Genomic DNA, 18970 nt, shown 5'->3' with positions numbered 1-18970 from the left:
GCACCTCCACCGGCGGCTGCGGTCCTGAGGGTGAGACCGGAGCCGAGCTCGTTCGGCCGGCGATTGGGGGACGGGGGAGCGGTGTGGCACGGTGATTCCATGCGCGTGTATCCCCTCGTCTTCCGTGCCGCCTTCTCGTGGATGGACGCCGAGCGGGCGCACGGCATCGGCGCCGGCCTGATCGGCCTCGCCCACCGGACCGGGGCGGGTCGGGTGCTGCACCGGCTCAGCGCCCCGGACCCGTCGCTGCACACCACGGTCATGGGGCTGGACTTCCCGTCGCCGTTCGGGCTGGCCGCCGGGTTCGACAAGCACGGCCGGCACACGCTCGCCCTGATCGACCTGGGCTTCGGTCACATCGAGGTGGGCACCATCACCGGTGCGGCGCAGCCGGGCAACCCGCGGCCGCGCCTGTTCCGCCTGGTCCCCGACCGCGGCGTGATCAACCGGATGGGTTTCAACAACGACGGCGCCGCCGCCCTGGCTCCCCGGCTGGCCGCGGTCCGAGCCCAGCTGGACCAGCGCTACGGGAGCCGCCGACCCGTGATCGGCGTCAACATCGGCAAGACGAAGACGGTGCCGCTCGAGCAGGCCGTCGCCGACTACGAATACTCAACCCGTATCCTCGCCCCGCACGCCGACTATCTCGTCGTCAACGTCTCGAGTCCCAACACGCCGGGCCTGCGTCAGTTGCAGGAGATCGACGCGCTGGCCCCGCTGCTGCGCGCCGTCCGCGCCGCCGCTGCCGGGCGGGCGGATGTCCCGTTGCTGGTCAAGATCGCGCCGGACCTGGCGGACGAGGACGTCGACGCCGTCGCCGCCCTCGCCCTCGAGCTCGGCCTGGACGGCATCATCGCCACCAACACCACGCTGGGCCGGGACGGGCTGGCCACCGATGCCGCCACGGTCACGGCCGCGGGCGCCGGGGGGCTCTCCGGTGCACCGCTGGCCGCGCGGTCCCTGGCGGTGCTGCGGCGACTCAAGGCGGCGGTCGGGGACCGGCTCGCGCTCGTGTCCGTCGGCGGAGTCACCACCGCCGACGACGTCGCCGAGCGGCTCGCCGCCGGCGCCGACCTGGTTCAGGGCTACACGGCGTTCCTGTACGAAGGCCCGTTTTGGGCACGACGGATCAATACGGGCCTTTCACGCCGTCGGCGGTGAGCTGACGACGCTGGAACCACCGCCGAATGTACGGCAGATGCTCGGATTCGGCACCGATGACGACGTCGTCCGTCCACTCGGCGCGGCACCACCACCGCGGGTCCTTCCGGCAACTCTGTGTCGCACCGGGGACGGACGAGGCCCGGGTCACCGCGATCGGTGACCCGGGCCTCGGGCGGAGGGCTTGCTCCAGTGGCGTCCGGTCAGGCCGGGCGCTTCTCCGGGGACACGGTCTTGGACGCGTCGGACTCGACGACGCCGGAGAGGGCGTCGTCGATGGCCGACATCGTGGCGGCGTCGAGCTTCACGCCGGCGGCCTTGACGTTCTCGGCGACCTGCTCGGGACGGGACGCGCCGACCAGGGCCGCGGCGACGTTGTCGTTCTGCAGCACCCAGGCGATGGCCAGCGTCGACATCTTCAGGCCGGCGCCCTCGGCGATCGGCCGCAGCTTCTGCACCGCCGTCAGCGTCTGCTCGTCCATGAAGCGGGCAATGGTGTCCTGGCCGCCCTTGCTGTCGGTCGCGCGAGAGCCGGCCGGGGCATCCTTGCCGGGCTCGTACTTGCCGGAGAGCACACCCTGCGCCATCGGAGACCAGACGATCTGGGAGATGCCCAACTCACGGGAGGTGGGCACCACCTTCTCCTCGATCACCCGCCACAGCGCCGAGTACTGCGGCTGGTTGGAGACGATCGAGAAGCCCGCCTCGCGCGCCAGCTTCTGGCCCTCGCGCAGCTGCTCGGCGGACCACTCGGAGACGCCGATGTAGAGCGCCTTCCCGGCGCGGACGACGTCGGCGAACGCCGCGATGGTCTCCTCGAGCGGGGTCTCGACGTCGTACCGGTGGGCCTGGTAGAGGTCGACGTAGTCCATCTGCAGGCGCTTCAGGGAGTTGTTGATGCCCTCCATGATGTGCTTGCGGCTGAGGCCGACGTCGTTGACGCCCTTGGGGCCGACCGGCCAGTACACCTTGGTGAAGATCTCCAGCGACTCACGCCGCTCGCTCTTCAGCGAGTCCCCGAGCACCTGCTCGGCCGCACCGTTGGCGTACGCGTCCGCCGTGTCGAAGGTGGTGATCCCCGCGTCCAGAGCCGCGCGCACGCACTGCGCCGCGACGTCGTTCTCCACCTGGGAGCCGTGGGTGAGCCAGTTGCCGTAGGTGATCTCCGAAACCTTCAGACCACTGTTGCCGAGATGTCTGTAATCCATCCGGCCAGCCTAGCCCCAATGCCGTGTAGTTAGGCGGCGGGCGGCTTTGTCAAGGGTGGGTGTGGGCAAGTCGTGGCGGGGTGGGCAACGGGGCTCGGGTAGCAGGGGCATCGCCCAAGACGCTTCTCGCTTCCAGGAGCCCCGTTGCCTGTTCAGTGTGGCATTCAGCATGTCGTTCCTGAGGTCGCGGTCGCTGGTGGCCGCTTCGCGCCGGGTCATCTGGGTGAGTTGACCCAGATCGTGCCGTTCGAGATGGTCGACGCGGCGCTGGCCGAGACCGGTCGGGTGCAGGCGCGGGTGCGTGATCTGCCGTCTCGGGTGGTGGTCTACCTGCTGCTGGCTGCAGCCCTGTTCGCGGAGTGCGGATACCGGCAGGTGTGGGCTCGACTCGTCGCGGGCCTGGCTGGGTTGACCGTCGCGGTCCCGACCGCGGGGGCGTTGGCGCAGGCCCGCCGTCGGGTCGGTGCCGCGCCGCTGCGGGCACTGTTCGATCTGCTCCGCGGCCCGACCGCAGGTCCCGCTACTCGCGGGGTGTGGTGGCGGGACCGTCTGGTCACCGCGGTCGACGGCACGATGATGTGCTGCCCGGACACTCCCGCGAATCTGCAGGTCTACCGCAAAGGCGGCGGCAACCACGGCGGTACCGGGTATCCGATGGTTCGGCTGCTTGCCCTGGTCGCTTGCGGCACCCAGGGCCGTGATCGCGGTCACCTTCGGATCGACCTCCACCGGGGAGACCACCGACACCCGGAAACTGCTCGGGTCGCTGCATGAGAAGCCCATGCCAAGGGGATCGCGCTGTCGCCCGACGCTGCTGGCATCAGCTCGACCACACGGACGCGGTGGCGACGACCGCTAGGTGCAGCGTTTCGGTTTCGGTTTCGATCCTCACCGCCTCTGCGGGCAGAGCACGTTCGGTCATGAGGCCAGTAACAACGGTCTGAAGAAATCGCGCCCGCTGTTCGACCCTTTCTGGGGGGATCGCGCCTTCGTCGATCAAGGTGGTCAACCATTGCTCGATGCGGTGGCGACCCAGCCGTTCGAGCGCGAGATAGCTGGCTGCTTGGTCATCGGATGGCTTGGAGGCGACGTACGCCTCGTACAGGGCTCTCCATTGCTCTCGGGCGCGATCGCCCGCGCCTACTTGCGCGAGGAGCAGTCGTAGGCATTCGACCAGGCGCTCGTTCGGTGTCAACGTGCGGTCGTTGATCGGGTCGTTAGGGATGTCGAGGTCGTAGATCCCGGCGACGACGGTGTCGACGAGATCGCGCTGCGTTGGGAAGAAGTGTCGTAGTGAACCCGTGCTCACCTGGGCGCGGGCTGCCACTGCCCGCACGCTCAAGCGCGCGGTCGGGTTCTCGCCGAGCATCGTCGCCGCGGCGATGAGAATCTTGGCGCGCGTGCCTGGTTCCTTGGTCTCAGCGTTCACGTCTGCCTCCCCTCTGGCACCTGTCTATCACAGCGTGCTAGCGTAACTGTATCACGCTGTGCTAGCGGGAAGTGGGGATGGGAAATGGCGATCCAACAGTGGCGCAACCGCCGCGTCCGTGCCGGGTCCGGTGAGCCACTGCGCCGGTATCGCTGGTGGCAAATGTTCGGTAGGTCGCTGCGCTCGATCACGTTGCCCTCGGGTGACGGCGCGACGTCGACCTACACGGTCGATGTTCGTCACGCCGGCGATATGACGGATGGCGCGATTCGTGCCCGCTTGTACGTGAACGGTTCTTTGCAGTCGTTCGCGAAGACGCCGACCCGCTTCTCGGTACCGGGCGGTCACATCGAGGTCGCCATCAACGGCTTCGGGCTCAAGCGCTGCCACTACGTGCGCACAGACGGGACCGAGCAGCAGCTATCTCCCGATCCCGCATCCGCAGAAGGGCGTCGCGCCCGGCTGCACCACCGGCATCCCGGTCTAAGCCGCGTCATTGGCCTCATCTCCATCGCGCTCGTGGTCGTCGGCCTCGGCGTCGAAGTGCCGCAGATCATCGAGTCGCTCTCCCAGGTCCCACTCATCGCCGACTCGATCGGCACCTTCACGTCGCCCGTGCGACTCCCCCCCTCCATCAACCTGCTCATCGGGCTCGCGGCTGTCGTCGGCAGCACGGAGCGAGCCCTGCGGATGCGTTCGAGTTGGTTCGACGAACTCGCCAGTTGACGCATGACTGGACGGGAATCGCTTCTATCGTCGAAGCATGAGCGGATGATCCTGTTGGCCGACCGGAACTTCGCTGCCGCGGACCTGATCGGTGCGATCGCCGACACCGGCGCGGACTTGCTGATCCGGGTGAAGTCAGGCCGCAACCTCCCGGTCTGCCTGCGACTGGCGGACGGATCCTGGCTCTCGAAGATCGGCAGGGTCGACGTCCGTGTCATCCGGTGTGAGATCACTCTCGCCACCAGTTGCGGGCAGCGCAGCGAGACCTACCAGCTCGTCACCACGATCCGTGACCCCGACTGCCCGGCCACCGAACTCGTCCGGCTCTACCACGACCGGTGGGAGATCGAGACCGGTTTCCTGGAACTGAAGCAGACGATCCTCGGCGGCCGGGTGCTCCGCGTTCGCACCCCGGCCGGAATCGAGCAAGAGATCTACTCACTCCTGGTCACCTACCAGGCGCTACGGATCGCGATCGCCGACGCCACCATCGGGCGCCGCGACATCGACCCGGGCCGGGCCGGGCCGGGGCAGCTTCACCATCGCGCTGCACGCCGCCCGAGACCAGGTCACCGCGGCCGCCGGCGTCGTCGCCGACACCGTCATCGACCTCAAAGGCACGATCGGTCGCCAGGTCATCGACCAACTCCTGCCCGAACGACGGCTCCGAACCGGTTCCTGGGGGCTACGGCAGCCACGCCAGTTCACGGACGAGTGCGACGACGAGGGCGGCCGGCCCTCCGGAGGCCAACCAGCTCAACGGGGACCGCCCGTCCGTCTCCTCGGCGGGCTCGGTCATCAGGGCCTCCACGGTCAGGGGATGCACGTCCGCGGGGATTGGCTCGATGACCTCCTGCAGCCACGCCGGGTAGCGCAGTCCGATCGGGGTGGTGACGGCGTACAGCTGGTGCGCCTTGCGGCGTCGGTCCACCGTGGTCCGGTCCACGCCGAGCAGGCGGGCCGTGGCCTGAGGGCTCAGCGTGCTGTGCAGTGTCTGCGCGGCGAGACTCGCGGCGATCCGGTCGCTGTACCACTGGGTGGCGTCCGGGTCGTCCAGAACCCCGACGACGTCGCGGGCAGGCGGGGTGTCGCGGGTCAGGCGGGGTACTGTCCGCGCTTGACCATCGGCTTGGGCAACCGGATCCGGCGGAACTGGAGCGTGCGCATGAAGCCGTACCAGTAGACGCCGCGCTCGGTCGCGCCGAACTTCGCGGTCAGGCGGCGCTTGAGCGTGCGGCGCAGCCACAGGCCGTCGACGACGACCACGGCGACGAAGGCATAGAAGAACACCAGCACGACGGACTGCACGGCCGTGTTGGGGATGAAGGTGAGCAGGACGAAGACCAGCGCCAGCGGCAGCAGGATCTCCCCGATGCTGAACCGGGCGTCCACCCAGTCGCGCACGAACCGCTTCTGCGGGCCCTTGTCCCGCAGCGGCAGGTACTTGTCGTCACCGGTCTCCATGGCGCGGCGGGTGCGCAACCGCGATTCCCGGCTCGCCTCGCGGTTCGCCTCCCGGGCGGCCTTGCGGTCGTCGGGCACCAAGGGGCGACGCCGCGCCGCCTCCTGGTCGCGCCGCTTCGGGGTCGGGGCACCCTTGCCCCCGCCCCGCTTCGCGTCCTCGGCCGGCTCCGGCGCGGGAACGGCGGTCACGGCAGTTGATCCCTTGTTACGTCCGAACACGCCACAAGGATACCGGCCCCCACGGACTCCGAGCGCCGGTCACCGGGCCGGCACCGGACGAGGTGCACCGGCCGGTGGAGCCGACCGTGGCTAGGCTGGCCGGCATGAGCGAACCGACCAGCCGCCCCCAGCCCCCGACGCCGTCCGACCCGACCGAGGCGGCGATCGTCGCCGCCGTCGACGAGGCCCTGCCCGCCACGCTCGACGCCCTCGCCGGGCTGGTGGCCATCCCCGGGATCGCGTGGGCGTCCTTCGACCCGGAACACCTGCAACACAGCGCCCGGACGGTGGCCGGCCTGTTCGCCGACCTCGGCCTGGAGGCCCGGGTGCTCAGCGTGGACGACGGCGACCGGACCGGGGGACCGGCGGTGGTGGCGACCCGACCCGCGGCGGACGGCCAGCCGACCGTGCTGCTGTACGCCCACCACGACGTCCAGCCGCCCGGGGACCCCGACGCCTGGCAGAGCGACCCCTTCACCCTCGTGGGCCGGGACGGCCGGCTCTACGGCCGCGGTGCCGCCGACGACAAGGGCGGCGTCATGGTGCACGCGGCCGCGCTCGGCGCCCTGGCCCGGGCCGTCGGGGAAACCGGGGTGGGCGTCACCGTGTTCGTCGAGGGGGAGGAGGAGGCCGGCTCGCCGACCTTCCGTGCCTTCCTCGACGCGCACCGGGACCTGCTGCGTGCCGACGTCATCGTCGTCGCCGACGCCGGCAACTGGAAAGCCGGCGTCCCGGCCCTGACCACCAGCCTGCGTGGCCTGGTCGACGCCACCGTCACAGTCCGGGTGCTCGACCACGGCGTTCACTCGGGCATGTTCGGCGGCCCCGTGCTCGACGCCGTGACCCTGCTCAGCCGGCTGATCGCGACCCTGCACGACGAGAACGGTGACGTCGCCGTCGAGGGTCTGGTCCAGGGCACCGCCCAGGGGCTGGACTACGACGAGGACGCCTTCCGGGCCGACGCGTCGATGCTGCCCGGCACGCGGCTGGCCGGGACCGGGTCGTTGACCACCCGGCTGTGGAACCGGCCGGCGCTGTCGGTGATCGGCCTGGACGCTCCCGCCGTCGACGTCGCCTCCAACACCATCACCCCGGCCGCGCGGGCCAAGCTGAGCCTGCGGCTGGCACCCGGACAGGACCCCGACGCGGCGATGGCCGCCCTGGAGCGGCACCTGACCGGGCACACCCCCTTCGGTGCGCAGGTCCAGTTCGCGGCGGGGGAGCGGGGGCAGGCGTTCGACGCCGACGTCTCCTCCACCGCGTCCGCCCTCGCGCTACGGTCCCTCAGCGACGCCTGGGGCACGCCCGCCGTCACGGCCGGGATGGGTGGCTCCATCCCGTTCGTCGCCGACCTGACGGAGGTGTACCCGGACGCCCAGATCCTGCTCACCGGCGTCATCGACCCGGACACGCGGGCCCACGGCGCGAACGAGTCGATGGACCGGGCCGACTTCCGCAACGCGATCGTGGCGGAGGCCCTGCTGCTGCACCGCCTGCGGCGCTGACGCACGGCCGTGGCGACGACGTACGATGGGAGCACGCCGTCGGGCGTCGGCCGCGAGAACACGCGTCCCGGCACCCGGACCGCACAGAGAGGACTCACCGTGAGCGCATCGACCACCGAGACCGTGGACACCGCCGACCTGCCCGGCCATGACGTCAACCTCAGCGACGTCGCCGCCCAGAAGGTCGCCAGCCTGCTGGAGCAGGAGGGACGCACCGATCTGCGGTTGCGGATCGCCGTGCAGCCGGGCGGCTGCTCCGGACTGATCTACCAGCTGTACTTCGACGAACGCCTGCTCGACGGCGACGCCGTGCGCCAGTACGACGGCGTCGAGGTCGTGGTCGACAAGATGAGCGTGCCGTATCTTTCTGGCGCGAGCATCGACTTCGAGGACACGATCGCCAAGCAGGGATTCACCATCGACAACCCGAACGCCGGCGGTTCCTGTGCCTGCGGCGACTCGTTCCACTAGGAGCAACCGGGGCCCGGCGAATACGCCGGGCCCCCACAGGCCCGGCGTATTCCGCTCGCCCGCCACACGGCCGGCGGTGGGGCGGAAAACCCGGATCTGGCGGTAGGCTCTACACGGAGTAGTAAAGTGGCGACGTTCCCGGGGCACCGTCGAAAGGCGGAGAGGGGGCGGAAAGTGCCGCATCTCGTACCGAAGAGGAAGGGCCGTTTCGTGACTGCACGGAAACCCAGCGGCAGGCGCAGGTTCAAGCTCGCCGGGGCGGTGGCCATCGGAACAGCGGCAGCGCTGCTGCTGTCCGGATGTACCAGTGAGGCCAGCAAGGGCTGGCTGCCGTCGGAGCGGGACATGACCGACCGCACGCAATACGGGTGGGATCTGTGGATCAACTCGTGGATCGCCGCGCTGGCGGTCGGTGTGCTGGTCTGGGGACTGATCCTGTGGTGCATCATCGCCTACCGCCGCCGCAAGACCGACAAGGGCTACCCGCGGCAACTGAGCTACAACCTGCCGATCGAGATCTTCTACACCTTCGTGCCACTGGCGATGGTGTTCGTGCTGTTCTACTTCACCGACATCGCGCAGACGAAGATTCTGCAGCGGAGCGACGATCCCGCGGTCGTGATCGACGTCCGTGCCAAGCAGTGGTCGTGGGACTTCAACTATGTCAAGGAGAACACCTACGAGACGGGCACCCAAGCACAGCTCGACGGCAAGACCGGTGCCAGGGATCGGATCCCGACCCTGTACCTTCCGGTCAATCGGACCGTCGAACTGCAGTTGAACGCCCGGGACGTCATCCATTCGTTCTGGGTGCCCGCGTTCCTGCAGAAGATGGACGCGATCCCCGGGAAGACGAATTACATGACCTTCACCCCTCAGAAGGAGGGGAAGTTCGACGGGAAATGCACCGAACTGTGCGGCGAGTACCACTCCGAGATGTTGTTCAACGTCGAAGTGGTCAGCCAAGCACAGTTCGACCAGCGCATGCAGCAGCTGCGTGATCGCGGCCAGAGCGGTCAGATCGGCAAGGAATACGACCGCAACTCGAAGCTGACCCCCAACCCGGTGTCGAAAGGCTGAGTGACCCGTGTCCACGTACAACTACACCGCGGAGGACTCCGCCGTCGCGACCGCGCCCCGAGTGGTGCCCCGGTCGAAGGGGCGGATCGTGGTCAACTGGCTGACCAGCACCGACCACAAGACCATCGGGTACATGTACCTGATCGGGTCGTTCATCTTCTTCTGCATCGGCGGGGTGATGGCGCTGTTGATCCGCGCCGAGCTGTTCCAGCCCGGCATGCAGATCCTGCAGACGAAAGACCAGTACAACCAGCTGTTCACCATGCACGGCACGATCATGCTGCTGATGTTCGCGACCCCGCTGTTCTCCGGCTTCGCCAACGTCATCATGCCGCTGCAGATCGGTGCGCCGGACGTCGCTTTTCCCCGGCTCAACGCGCTGGCCTTCTGGTTCTACTTGTTCGGGTCCACCATTGCCGTGGCCGGTTACATCACCCCGCAGGGCGCGGCGTCCTTCGGCTGGTTCGCCTACTCCCCGCTGTCGAACACGACGTTCTCGCCCGGTGTGGGTGGTGACCTCTGGGTGTTCGGACTCGCGCTGTCCGGATTCGGCACCATCATGGGCGCGGTCAATTTCATCACCACGATCATCTGCATGCGCGCTCCGGGTATGACCATGTGGCGGATGCCGATCTTCACCTGGAACGCGCTCGTCACCTCGATGCTCGTGCTGATGGCGTTCCCCCCGCTGGCCGCAGCGCTCTTCGCTCTGGGAGCCGACCGGAGATTCGGTGCCCACATCTTCGACCCGGAGAACGGCGGCGCACTCCTCTGGCAGCACCTGTTCTGGTTCTTCGGGCATCCGGAGGTGTACATCATCGCCCTACCGTTCTTCGGGATCGTGACCGAGATCATCCCGGTGTTCTCGCGCAAGCCGATCTTCGGTTACAAGGGCCTGGTGTTCGCGACGATCGCCATCGCAGCGCTGTCGGTGACGGTGTGGGCACACCACATGTACGTCACGGGGTCGGTGATGCTGCCGTTCTTCGCCTTCATGACGATGCTGATCGCGGTGCCCACCGGTGTGAAGTTCTTCAACTGGATCGGCACGATGTTCCGTGGCTCGGTGACCTTCGAGACGCCGATGCTGTGGTCGATCGGGTTCTTGATCACCTTCCTGTTCGGCGGCCTGACCGGCATCATCCTGGCGGCTCCACCGCTGGACTTCCAGGTGTCGGACACCTACTTCGTGGTCGCTCACTTCCACTACGTCGTGTTCGGCACCGTCGTCTTCGCGATGTTCGCGGGCTTCTACTTCTGGTGGCCGAAATGGACCGGATCGATGCTCAACGAGCGGCTCGGGAAAGTGCACTTCTGGATGCTCTTCCTCGGTTTCCACGGCACGTTCCTGATCCAGCACTGGCTCGGAGTGGTCGGCATGCCTCGCCGCTACGCGGACTACATGCCGGAGGACAACTTCACCTGGATGAACCAGATCTCGACGATCTCGTCATTCCTTCTCGGTGCGTCGCTGCTGCCGTTCTTCTGGAACGTGTACATCACCTGGCGGCGCAAGGAGAAGGTGACGGTCGACGACCCCTGGGGGTTCGGTGGGTCGCTGGAGTGGGCGACGTCGTGCCCGCCCCCGCGGCACAACTTCACCTCGTTGCCGCGGATCCGGTCGGAGCGTCCCGCGCTGGACCTGCACCACCCCGAGTTGGCGGCGCACTCGGCGCCGAGCGGTAGCGCCAGTGCCGGCGTCTTCGGACCGGCCGATCGAGAAGAGGCCTGAGCCGATGCGTGTCGAAACCAAACTCTTCCTGTTCATGGTCCCGTTCTTCCTCGTGGTGGGGACCGTCTATGGGTTCATGGTGCGGTGGGCCGAGCCGGTGGGCATAATCGGAGTCTGGCTCGTGGCGGGCCTGTCCGGAATGGTGGGGTTGTACCTGTGGTACACCGGCCGACGCGTCGGCTTCCGGCCCGAGGACCGGACCGACGGCGAGATCCACGAGGGCGCGGGCGAGCAGGGTTTCTTCAGCCCGTGGAGTTGGTGGCCCCTCACCCTCGCACTCGGTGCTGCGGCCGTGATGCTCGGCCTGGCGGTGGGTTGGTGGGTCCTCTACATCGGCACGTTCCTCGGCGTGATCGGGTTGATCGGCTGGGTGTTCGAGTACAGCCGCGGGGATCACGCACACTGACGTATTCGAGCCGCGTACGCTGAGCAGCGATCGGTGAGAGGCCCGGGGCGGGGAACCGCGTCCGGGCCTCTCCCGCATCCAGGGTCGCCTGCTCCGGCTCGCGCCCGTCCGGAGGGAGTCGCCGTGGACGAAGAAGGCGCTACCGGCTACCGCCGGGTGCTGGCGCAGCTGCGAGCGGACGTGCTCGGCGTTCTGCAGCCCGGTGACGGCCTGCCCCCGGAGCGGGAGCTGGCGGCGCGCTTCGGCGTCGCGCGGATGACGGTGCGCCGTGCGCTGGACGAACTTGCCACCGAAGGGCTGATCGACCGCCTGGTGGGCGTCGGTACCTTCGTTGCCTACCCGAAGCGGTCCATCCATGTGCAGCTGACCTCCTACACGGAGGAGATGACGCGCCGCGGCATGATCCCCACGGCGACCGTCCTCGACTTCGGCACGGTCGCGGCCTCCGACCACGTGGCTCGACAGCTGCGCCTGGAGCCCGGGGATCCGGTGGTGCGCTACCGACGGCTCTTCTACGCCGACGGAGAGCCGATGAGCGTGGACGAGAACTTCCTCGTGCCCCATCACGTACCCGGCATGGTCAGAGCCTCGCCGCCCCCGTCACTGTATCGGTATCTCAACGAAGAACACGGCCTGGTGATCGAGTGGGGTGAGGACACCATCGAGGCCACCTCGGCGACGTCCTCGCTCGCCCGTCTGCTCAAGATCGACGCCCGGGATCCGCTGTTGAAGATCGAGCGACGGGCGTACGTCGGCCGTGTCGTCGTGGACTTCTCCATCTCGTACTACCGCGCCGATCGGTACCGGCTGTCTGTGCCGCTGCAGCGGCCGCGACGATCCCATCAGGGGAACCGGCCCTTGCTGCGGGACCGCTGACCACCGTGACCGCACAACTGAGCGGGCCCGGCAGGAGGAAAACCTGCCGGGCCCGCTTCGAGTGTCGGCTGCTGCCGGTCAGCGTCCGATGCCGGCGCGCTCAGCTTCTGCGGTCTCGATCTCGTCGTGTCCGCCGCCGTGGGAGTGCGCCGCTTCCAGCTCTGCCGGGGTCACCGGTGCGACACGATCCTCGAAGAAGAAGCGGGAGAGCCGACCGCGGACCTTCTCGGCGCCGGACACCTTGCCGTTCCGCCCCGGCTGCGGGGCGAGCACCTCGGGGGAGTCGAAGTTGATCATCCGGTACAGGTGATACCGGTCGACCGGTTCGTGCACCTCGATGAACTCGCCGTGCGGCAACCGCACCACGCGACCGGTCTCCCGGCCGTGCAGGGCGATCTCCCGGTCCTTCCGCTGCAGTGCCAGGGCGATCCGGCGGGCCACGATGAAGCCGATGACGGGACCGACGATGAAGAGCGTCCGGAGCCAGTAGATGACGTCGTTGAGGGAGACGTAGAAGTGAGTGGCGATCAGGTCCGAGCTCGCGGCCGCCCACAGCACGCAGTAGTAGATCACGCCGGCGACACCGATACCCGTGCGGGTCGGCGCGTTCCGCGGGCGATCGAGGATGTGGTGCTCCCGGTTGTCCTTCGTCACCCACCGTTCGATCCACGGGTAGCCGAACATCAGCGTGAACAGCACCAGCGCGGGCCCCAGAGCGGGCAGGAGCACGTTCAGCGACAGCGTCCAGGTGCCGAACAGCACGAACTCCCAGTTCCACGGCCAGGTGCCAGGCATCAGGCGGAGTGCACCGTCGACCCAGCCGATGTACCAGTCCGGCTGCGTGCCGGCGGAGATCGGTGAGGGGTCGTACGGGCCGTAATTCCAGATGGGGTTGATGGTGAACGCCGCAGCCATCAACGCGATGATGCCGAAGACGATGAAGAAGAAGCCGCCGGCCTTCGCCGCATAGATCGGGCCGACCGGGTAGCCGACGACGTTGGTCTCCGTACGACCCGGTCCCGGGTACTGGGTGTGCTTGTGGAGCACCACCATGAACAGGTGAATGGCGATCAGCAGCAGAATGGCGGCGGGAATCAGGAGGATGTGCAGGGTGAAGAGCCGCGGGATGATGTCGGTCCCGGGGAACTCGCCGCCGAAGAGGAAGAACGCGATATAGGTTCCCACCACCGGGATGGCGAGGATGACACCGTCGATGATGCGTAGACCGTTGCCGGAGAGCAGGTCGTCCGGCAGCGAATACCCGGTGAAACCGGCGGCGAGGCCCAGGATGAGCAGCAGTCCGCCCACGACCCAGTTCAGCTCGCGCGGCTTGCGGAACGCCCCGGTGAAGAACACGCGCAACATGTGCACCGCGTTGGACGCCACGAACAGCAGGGCCGCCCAGTGGTGCACCTGGCGCATGAAAAGGCCACCACGGATGTCGAAGGAGATGTCGAGGGAGGACTGGTACGCGACCGACATCTCGACGCCCTTCAGCGGCACGTACGACCCGTCGTACTGGGTGACGGCCATCGAAGGCTCGAAGAAGAAGGTGAGGAACGTTCCCGACAACAGCAGGATGACGAACGAGTAGAGCGCGACCTCGCCGAACATGAACGACCAGTGGTCCGGGAAGACCTTCCGACCGAACTCCTTGACCAGCGCCGAGCCGCCAACGCGCTGGTCGACGAAGTCCGCCATCTTGCCGACGGCGGTCGGCGCTACATATCCGGTGTTGCGCTGATCGGTGCTCGTAGTGGACATCAGCCACGCTCCCAGAAACTCGGACCCACAGGATCGAGGAAGTCGCTCTGTGCGACGAGGTACCCCTGGTCGTCGACCATGATGGGCAACTGGGGCAGCGGGTGTGCCGCCGGCCCGAAGATCACCTTGCACTCCTGCGTCACGTCGAAGGTCGACTGGTGGCACGGGCAGAGCAGATGGTGCGTGCGCTGCTCGTACAGGGCCACCGGGCAGCCGACGTGGGTGCAGATCTTCGAATAGGCAACGATGCCCTCGTACGCCCAGTTCTCCCGCCCGGGGGACGGGTTCAGGTCCGCCGGCTCCAGGCGCATCAGCAGGACGACCGCCTTCGCTTTCTGCTCGAGCTTGTCCTCGGCCTCGTTCAAGCCTTCGGGAATGACGTGAAAAACCGAGCCGATCGTCACGTCGGCGGCACGGATGGGCGTGCCGTCCGGATCGCGACTCAGGCGGACGCCGCGGTCCCACATGGTGCGCCGAAGCGCATTGCCCGGCAGTGGCCCGAGGTCGCGGAAGATCGCGATGGCGGGCAGCACCGCCAGGGCGCCGGCACCGATCAACGTGTTGCGGATCAACGGCCGACGGCCGATCCCCGACTCGGACAGGATGCCCGTGACGATCCGCTCCGCGTCCCGGCGGTCGGACTCCGGCCGGATCTCGTGCCGCTCCTCCACCCACTCGTGGTCGGGCATGAGCGTCTTCGCCCAGTGGACGATGCCGATACCGATACCGAACATGGCGAACGCGGTGCCGAGCCCGAGCAGCAGGTTCTGCAGCCGCAGGGTGGCCACGGTGTTGTCGAGCCGGATGAAGAAGTATCCGAAGAAGAACAACAGGGTGCCGACGATCGACACGACGAACAGCAGCGATACCTGCCGCTCGTTGCGCTTGGCAGCGCGTGGCTGCGTATCGGAGAGCCGCGGACGGTGCGGCGGAAGCCCCGGATCCGCGTGGGCCAGGTCGTCGGGTCGGTCGTCAGCCGTGGCGACTGCGCCGGAGTTGCCCGGGGTGCCGTTGCTACGGTCGCTCATGAGCCCCTTCATTCCTCGTCGTGATGCTGGTGTGTCGAGTTCCGGTCGTGCGGGGCGGTCTCCCTCCGCCCGCGCACCGGAGCGGTGATCAGGAGGACCGCGAGGTCAGCCAGATGGTGAAGGCGATGATGACGCCGAGCCCGGCGACCCACGCGAACAGGCCCTCGGACACGGGCCCGAGTGAGCCGAGGTCGGCACCACCCGGAGAACCCTGCTGCTCGATGGTCTTCAGGAAGGTGATCAGGTTCCGCTTCTCCTCAGGGGAGATGTTGGAGTTGTTGAAGACCGGCATGTTCTGCGGGCCGGTGACCATCGCCTCGTAGATGTGCTTCTCGCTCACCCCCGCCAGCGCAGGGGCGAACTTGCCCCGCGTGAGTGCACCACCGGCGGCGGCCGCGTTGTGGCACATGGCGCAGTTGACTCGGAACAGTTCGCCGCCCTTGGCGGCATCGCCCTTGCTGGTGTCCAGTTCCGCTGCGGAGGGCACGGCCGGGCCGGCGCCGAGGGACGCCACGTAGGCGGCGAGCTGCCGAATCTGGGCGTCGTCGAACTGGACAGGCTTCTTCTGTGCCTGCGGGCCTTGCTGGGCCAGCGGCATCCGGCCGGTCCCGACCTGGAAGTCGACGCTGGCAGCGCCCACGCCGACGAGGGACGGACCAGCGCTCGTGCCCTTGGCGGACGTGCCGTGGCAGCTGGCGCAGTTGGCGACGAACAGCTTCTGACCGTTGTTCACGTCCTGAGCGGAGTAGGCCTCCCGTGACTGACTCGCCTGCGCGGCGTTCGCCGCACTGGCGACCGCATAGAGCGTGCCCGTGATCAGCAGGGCCAGCAGGATCAGTGCCACCGCCGCGAGCGGGTGCCGGCGTCGTTGCGCGAGTGACTTCACCTGTCCGTACCTCTTCCCTGGTGGTGCTTCGCCTTCACGGGGGCTGGTGGACGCACCCGCCCTGGTCTCGGTGGTCCGATTCTTCTCGATTTCCGAGATATCAGTGGTCTCATTCTCGTCCGCCTCCGGTCGCAGTCAAGGCCGGGCTACTTGAGGAAGTAGATGATGAAGAACAGGGCGATCCAGACGACGTCGACGAAGTGCCAGTAGTAGGAGACGACGACGGCGGAGGTCGCTTCGAAATGGCCGAAGCGCTTGGCGATGTAGGCACGTCCGATGATGAACAGGAACGCGAGCAGGCCGCCCGTCACATGCAGACCGTGGAACCCGGTGGTCAGGTAGAAGGCAGACCCGTAGGCGTTGGAGGAGAGCGAGACACTCTCCGACACCAGGGTGGTGTACTCGTACGCCTGCACCGACACGAACACCGCACCCATGAGGAAGGTCAGGATGAACCACTCGACCATGCCCCAGCGTGCGAGGTTGAACAGGCCACCGGTCCGGCGTGGCTGCAGCCGTTCGGCGGCGAACACGCCGAACTGGCAGGTCACCGAGCTGAGCACCAGCACGATGGTGTTCGCCAGCGCGAGCGGGACGTTCAGCTTGGCGGTCTCCTCGGCCCACATCTCGGGGACTGTCGACCGCAGGGTGAAGTACATGGCGAACAGGGCCGCGAAGAACATGATCTCGCTGGAGAGCCACACGATCGTCCCCACCGACACCATGTTCGGACGGTTGAGAGCCGGATGCGCCTGGGCGCTCGGAGCCTGGGTTGCACTGGTCACGGAGCCATTATGGCTGGTAAAACCCTGAGTCACCAACGCAACTCGCCGGAAGGTGCTACTGACGTGGGACGATATCGAAAAAAACTTGTCTACAGAGGTTAGAACTGGGGCTCGGGTTAGGATCCGTTCCCAGCCTGCGTTCAGGAACTTGCGAGTCGGCTCGACGTCGGCCCGGCGCTACGATCGACGGGTGCATCCGCAACCACCCGCCACCTCGTCCGTTGGCCCGTTGACTGGCCAGTCCGACACCGGCCGGACGGTCGTGGATCGGCCGACGGTCCGGTCCTGGCCCGAACTGCTGACGGTGTTGCTCGCCGGCCGTGACCTGGCCGCACCGGAGACGGCGTGGGCGATGGACCGGGTGATGTCGGGGGAGTTGTCCGACGCCGCCGTCGCTGGTTTCCTCGTGGCCCTGAAGGCCAAGGGGGAGACCGTCGAGGAACTGGCCGGACTCGTCGAGGCGATGCTCGACCACGCCAATCCGCTGCCGATCAACGGCGACGCCCTCGACATCGTGGGCACCGGCGGGGACCGGCAGAACACGGTGAACATCTCGACCATGGCGGCGCTCGTGTGCGCCGGCGCCGGAACGCCCGTGGTCAAGCACGGCAACCGGGCCGCGTCGTCGTCGACCGGCACCGCCGACGTGCTGGAGGCCCTGGGGGTGAACCTCGATCTGGGGGTCGCCGACGTGGCCGAGGCTGCTCGGGTCGTCGGTGTCACGTTCTGCTTCGCCCAGGTGTTCCACCCCTCGATGCGGTTCGCCGCCGGCGCACGTAAGGCGCTCGGAGTCCCGACCGTGTTCAACTTCCTGGGCCCGATGACCAATCCCGCCCGGGTGGACGCGTCCGCCATCGGCGTCGCCGATCCCCGGATCGGCCCCCTGATCGCCGGGGTGCTGGCCCGCCGCGGCAACCGCGCCCTGGTCTTCCACGGACACGACGGACTCGACGAGCTGACCACCACGACGACGTCGACCGTGTGGGAGGTGCGCGGCGGCAGCGTGACCGAGCAGACGCTGGATCCGCAGGCACAGCTCGGTGTCCCGCGCGCCGTGCTCGAGGACCTGCGTGGCGGTGCCCCGGCGCAGAACGCCGACGTCGTCCGTGCGGTCCTCGCGGGGGACCTCGGGCCGGTGCGGGACGCCGTTGCGCTCAACGCGGCCGCCGGCCTGACCGCCGCCGACCAAACCGCCGACGGTCCGCTGATCGAGCGGTTGGCCGCGGGTCTCGCGCGGGCACACCGGTCGCTGGACAGCGGCGCGGCGGCCAAGGTGCTGGAACGCTGGGTGCGGTTCAGCGACGAACGCGGCCGCTGAACCCGTCGGGGGGCTCCTCGGACGACCCACCGGCAGACCCGACGCAGTCTCGCGACGCGGCGAGCGGCGGGATCAGTCCCCGCCGAGCGCGAACGCGGCGTCCAGGTCGTGCTGGGAGTACGCGCGGAAGGCGATCTGGGTGGTGGTCTCCCGGATGGAGGCGACCTTGGAGAGCCGGTCGGCGATGACCCGTTCGAGATCCTCGTGGCGACGCACTCGGGCGACCACGATCAGGTCCCAGTCCCCGGTGACCGAGTAGACCTCACTGATGCCCTCGATGGCGGAGATCTCCTCCGCCGTCTCGGGAATGCGGTCCGGTGCGACGGACACGTGGGTGAACGCGGTGATCACGGCAGATTCTCCTTCGGGTAGGACCCGGTTCCCGGTCGGGCGAGCCGGCGGACCAGTGCGGCGACGGCGCGCCAGCCCAGCAGGAACACGGCGAGGGTGATGGTCGCGACCACGACGAACGCGACGGCGGTGCCGGCGCCGGTGACCGCTCGCAGCAGCATCCCGGCGGCAACGGTCACCACCCAGACGACGACGCCGGTCGGCCACGGCCGCATCGGGGCCCGCCAGGCACGCACCAGCAGCCACCCGAGGGCGGCGCCGGCGAGGAAGGGCCACGCCGTGGCGAGAACCCCGGCGACCGGGTCCACCTCCTGATGACTGGCGCGCCCGATGGCGGCGAAGACCACGACGAGGATGGCGTCGGCGACGGCACTGCCCAACACGACACCGCGAGTCGGTCGCGAACCGGCAGGCGGCCGCGGTGCCGGGCTGCTGGTCTGCCGGTCGGCGGTTCGTCGGTCGGCGGTTCGTCGGTCGGCGGTTCGTCGGTCGGCGGTTCGTCGGTCCGGGATGAGTCGGTCGGAGGAGGGGATGGGCACGCCGACAGTCTACGAGTCTGTC

The 18970-nt window shown here is 68.2% G+C and carries 20 protein-coding genes and 1 pseudogene; 11 read left to right on the top strand and 10 right to left on the bottom strand.

Annotated elements, in window-relative coordinates; all coding sequences use genetic code 11:
- Window positions 1–99 precede the first annotated feature (99 nt).
- Entirely contained in the window at window positions 100–1161 is a 1062-nt protein-coding gene (locus tag BKD30_RS05510; RefSeq protein WP_076702996.1) for a quinone-dependent dihydroorotate dehydrogenase, read from the top strand.
- Window positions 1162–1364: 203 nt separating this feature from the next.
- Here BKD30_RS05510 and BKD30_RS05500 read toward each other — a convergent pair whose 3' ends face one another.
- Window positions 1365–2369, bottom strand: coding sequence for an aldo/keto reductase family protein (locus BKD30_RS05500; protein WP_076702993.1), 1005 nt, complete (start codon window positions 2367–2369; stop codon window positions 1365–1367).
- Between the two features lie 144 nt (window positions 2370–2513).
- Between BKD30_RS05500 and BKD30_RS05495 the strand changes: the two genes are divergently transcribed.
- The gene (locus BKD30_RS05495; RefSeq protein ID WP_268874365.1) at window positions 2514–3143 is read left to right on the top strand and encodes a transposase domain-containing protein; all 630 of its coding nucleotides are present in this window, start codon (window positions 2514–2516) and stop codon (window positions 3141–3143) included.
- Window positions 3144–3189: 46 nt separating this feature from the next.
- Here the strand turns inward: BKD30_RS05495 and BKD30_RS05490 are convergent, their stop codons facing one another.
- Entirely contained in the window at window positions 3190–3798 is a 609-nt protein-coding gene (locus BKD30_RS05490; protein WP_076702992.1) for a TetR/AcrR family transcriptional regulator, read from the bottom strand.
- Window positions 3799–3882: 84 nt separating this feature from the next.
- On the opposite strand from BKD30_RS05490, the gene BKD30_RS05485 reads away from it, so the two are divergent.
- Window positions 3883–4524: a hypothetical protein gene (locus BKD30_RS05485; protein WP_076702990.1), complete on the top strand. Its 642-nt coding sequence runs from the start codon at window positions 3883–3885 to the stop codon at window positions 4522–4524.
- A gap of 3 nt (window positions 4525–4527) precedes the next feature.
- Window positions 4528–4968: pseudogene (locus tag BKD30_RS17025) on the top strand (transposase); the annotation flags it as partial.
- A 241-nt stretch (window positions 4969–5209) separates the two neighbouring features.
- Here BKD30_RS17025 and BKD30_RS16645 read toward each other — a convergent pair.
- Both BKD30_RS16645 and BKD30_RS05475 read right to left on the bottom strand, forming a co-directional pair.
- Window positions 5210–5470 (bottom strand): hypothetical protein, encoded by a 261-nt coding sequence (locus BKD30_RS16645; RefSeq protein WP_162493837.1) that lies wholly within the window; start codon window positions 5468–5470, stop codon window positions 5210–5212.
- A gap of 149 nt (window positions 5471–5619) precedes the next feature.
- The gene (locus tag BKD30_RS05475) at window positions 5620–6207 is read right to left on the bottom strand and encodes a DUF3043 domain-containing protein (RefSeq protein ID WP_076702988.1); all 588 of its coding nucleotides are present in this window, start codon (window positions 6205–6207) and stop codon (window positions 5620–5622) included.
- Between the two features lie 104 nt (window positions 6208–6311).
- Here BKD30_RS05475 and BKD30_RS05470 point away from each other — a divergent pair, with 104 nt between their 5' ends.
- From BKD30_RS05470 to BKD30_RS05445, 6 genes are all read left to right on the top strand, one after another.
- On the top strand, window positions 6312–7712 hold the full coding sequence (locus tag BKD30_RS05470) for a dipeptidase (protein WP_076702986.1): 1401 nt from the start codon (window positions 6312–6314) through the stop codon (window positions 7710–7712).
- Between the two features lie 99 nt (window positions 7713–7811).
- Window positions 7812–8183, top strand: a complete 372-nt coding sequence (locus BKD30_RS05465; protein ID WP_076702984.1) for a HesB/IscA family protein — start codon at window positions 7812–7814, stop codon at window positions 8181–8183.
- 210 nt (window positions 8184–8393) lie between these two features.
- Window positions 8394–9263, top strand: coding sequence for an aa3-type cytochrome oxidase subunit II (gene ctaC, locus BKD30_RS05460; protein WP_076702983.1), 870 nt, complete (start codon window positions 8394–8396; stop codon window positions 9261–9263).
- 7 nt (window positions 9264–9270) lie between these two features.
- Window positions 9271–10995: an aa3-type cytochrome oxidase subunit I gene (gene ctaD / locus BKD30_RS05455; RefSeq protein ID WP_076702981.1), complete on the top strand. Its 1725-nt coding sequence runs from the start codon at window positions 9271–9273 to the stop codon at window positions 10993–10995.
- Window positions 10996–10999: 4 nt separating this feature from the next.
- Complete coding sequence (locus tag BKD30_RS05450) at window positions 11000–11401, top strand: cytochrome c oxidase subunit 4 (RefSeq protein ID WP_076702979.1); 402 nt, start codon at window positions 11000–11002, stop codon at window positions 11399–11401.
- Window positions 11402–11524: 123 nt separating this feature from the next.
- Complete coding sequence (locus tag BKD30_RS05445; protein ID WP_076702977.1) at window positions 11525–12277, top strand: GntR family transcriptional regulator; 753 nt, start codon at window positions 11525–11527, stop codon at window positions 12275–12277.
- A 78-nt stretch (window positions 12278–12355) separates the two neighbouring features.
- Here the strand turns inward: BKD30_RS05445 and qcrB are convergent, their stop codons facing one another.
- The 4 genes from qcrB to ctaE all read right to left on the bottom strand — a co-directional run bounded on the left by qcrB (window position 12356) and on the right by ctaE (window position 16740).
- The gene (qcrB, locus tag BKD30_RS05440) at window positions 12356–14041 is read right to left on the bottom strand and encodes a cytochrome bc1 complex cytochrome b subunit (RefSeq protein ID WP_076702975.1); all 1686 of its coding nucleotides are present in this window, start codon (window positions 14039–14041) and stop codon (window positions 12356–12358) included.
- Window positions 14041–15069 (bottom strand): cytochrome bc1 complex Rieske iron-sulfur subunit, encoded by a 1029-nt coding sequence (gene qcrA / locus BKD30_RS05435; RefSeq protein ID WP_076703091.1) that lies wholly within the window; start codon window positions 15067–15069, stop codon window positions 14041–14043. The genes qcrB and qcrA overlap by 1 nt, the downstream gene beginning before the upstream one ends.
- 88 nt (window positions 15070–15157) lie before the next feature.
- Window positions 15158–15955: a cytochrome bc1 complex diheme cytochrome c subunit gene (gene qcrC / locus BKD30_RS05430; RefSeq protein WP_076702973.1), complete on the bottom strand. Its 798-nt coding sequence runs from the start codon at window positions 15953–15955 to the stop codon at window positions 15158–15160.
- A 146-nt stretch (window positions 15956–16101) separates the two neighbouring features.
- A complete protein-coding gene (gene ctaE / locus BKD30_RS05425) occupies window positions 16102–16740 on the bottom strand; it encodes an aa3-type cytochrome oxidase subunit III (protein ID WP_076702971.1) in 639 nt (212 codons plus the stop codon).
- A 262-nt stretch (window positions 16741–17002) separates the two neighbouring features.
- Between ctaE and trpD the strand changes: the two genes are divergently transcribed.
- Window positions 17003–18058: an anthranilate phosphoribosyltransferase gene (gene trpD, locus BKD30_RS05420; protein ID WP_076702969.1), complete on the top strand. Its 1056-nt coding sequence runs from the start codon at window positions 17003–17005 to the stop codon at window positions 18056–18058.
- A 72-nt stretch (window positions 18059–18130) separates the two neighbouring features.
- On the opposite strand, the gene BKD30_RS05415 is transcribed toward trpD, so the two are convergent.
- Together BKD30_RS05415 and BKD30_RS05410 are read right to left on the bottom strand one after the other, a co-directional pair.
- A complete protein-coding gene (locus BKD30_RS05415; protein WP_076702967.1) occupies window positions 18131–18409 on the bottom strand; it encodes an Lrp/AsnC family transcriptional regulator in 279 nt (92 codons plus the stop codon).
- A complete protein-coding gene (locus BKD30_RS05410; RefSeq protein WP_076703089.1) occupies window positions 18406–18792 on the bottom strand; it encodes a DUF3054 domain-containing protein in 387 nt (128 codons plus the stop codon). Before BKD30_RS05410 ends, BKD30_RS05415 begins: the two co-directional genes overlap by 4 nt.
- Window positions 18793–18970 lie beyond the last annotated feature (178 nt).

The sequence above is a fragment of the Tersicoccus phoenicis genome (assembly GCF_001968835.1).
GTDB classification, from domain to species: domain Bacteria; phylum Actinomycetota; class Actinomycetes; order Actinomycetales; family Micrococcaceae; genus Tersicoccus; species Tersicoccus phoenicis.
This window is presented reverse-complemented; position numbering and strand designations above follow the sequence as displayed.

Bases quoted from the DNA above. Each gene is read 5' to 3' on its own strand.
- qcrA (WP_076703091.1), bottom strand. From the start codon at position 15,069: ATGAGCGACCGTAGCAACGGCACCCCGGGCAACTCCGGCGCAGTCGCC.
- BKD30_RS05485 (WP_076702990.1), top strand. From the start codon at position 3,883: ATGGCGATCCAACAGTGGCGCAACCGCCGCGTCCGTGCCGGGTCCGGT.
- BKD30_RS05470 (WP_076702986.1), top strand. From the start codon at position 6,312: ATGAGCGAACCGACCAGCCGCCCCCAGCCCCCGACGCCGTCCGACCCG.
- BKD30_RS05510 (WP_076702996.1), top strand. From the start codon at position 100: ATGCGCGTGTATCCCCTCGTCTTCCGTGCCGCCTTCTCGTGGATGGAC.
- BKD30_RS05500 (WP_076702993.1), bottom strand. From the start codon at position 2,369: ATGGATTACAGACATCTCGGCAACAGTGGTCTGAAGGTTTCGGAGATC.
- BKD30_RS05450 (WP_076702979.1), top strand. From the start codon at position 11,000: ATGCGTGTCGAAACCAAACTCTTCCTGTTCATGGTCCCGTTCTTCCTC.
- qcrB (WP_076702975.1), bottom strand. From the start codon at position 14,041: ATGTCCACTACGAGCACCGATCAGCGCAACACCGGATATGTAGCGCCG.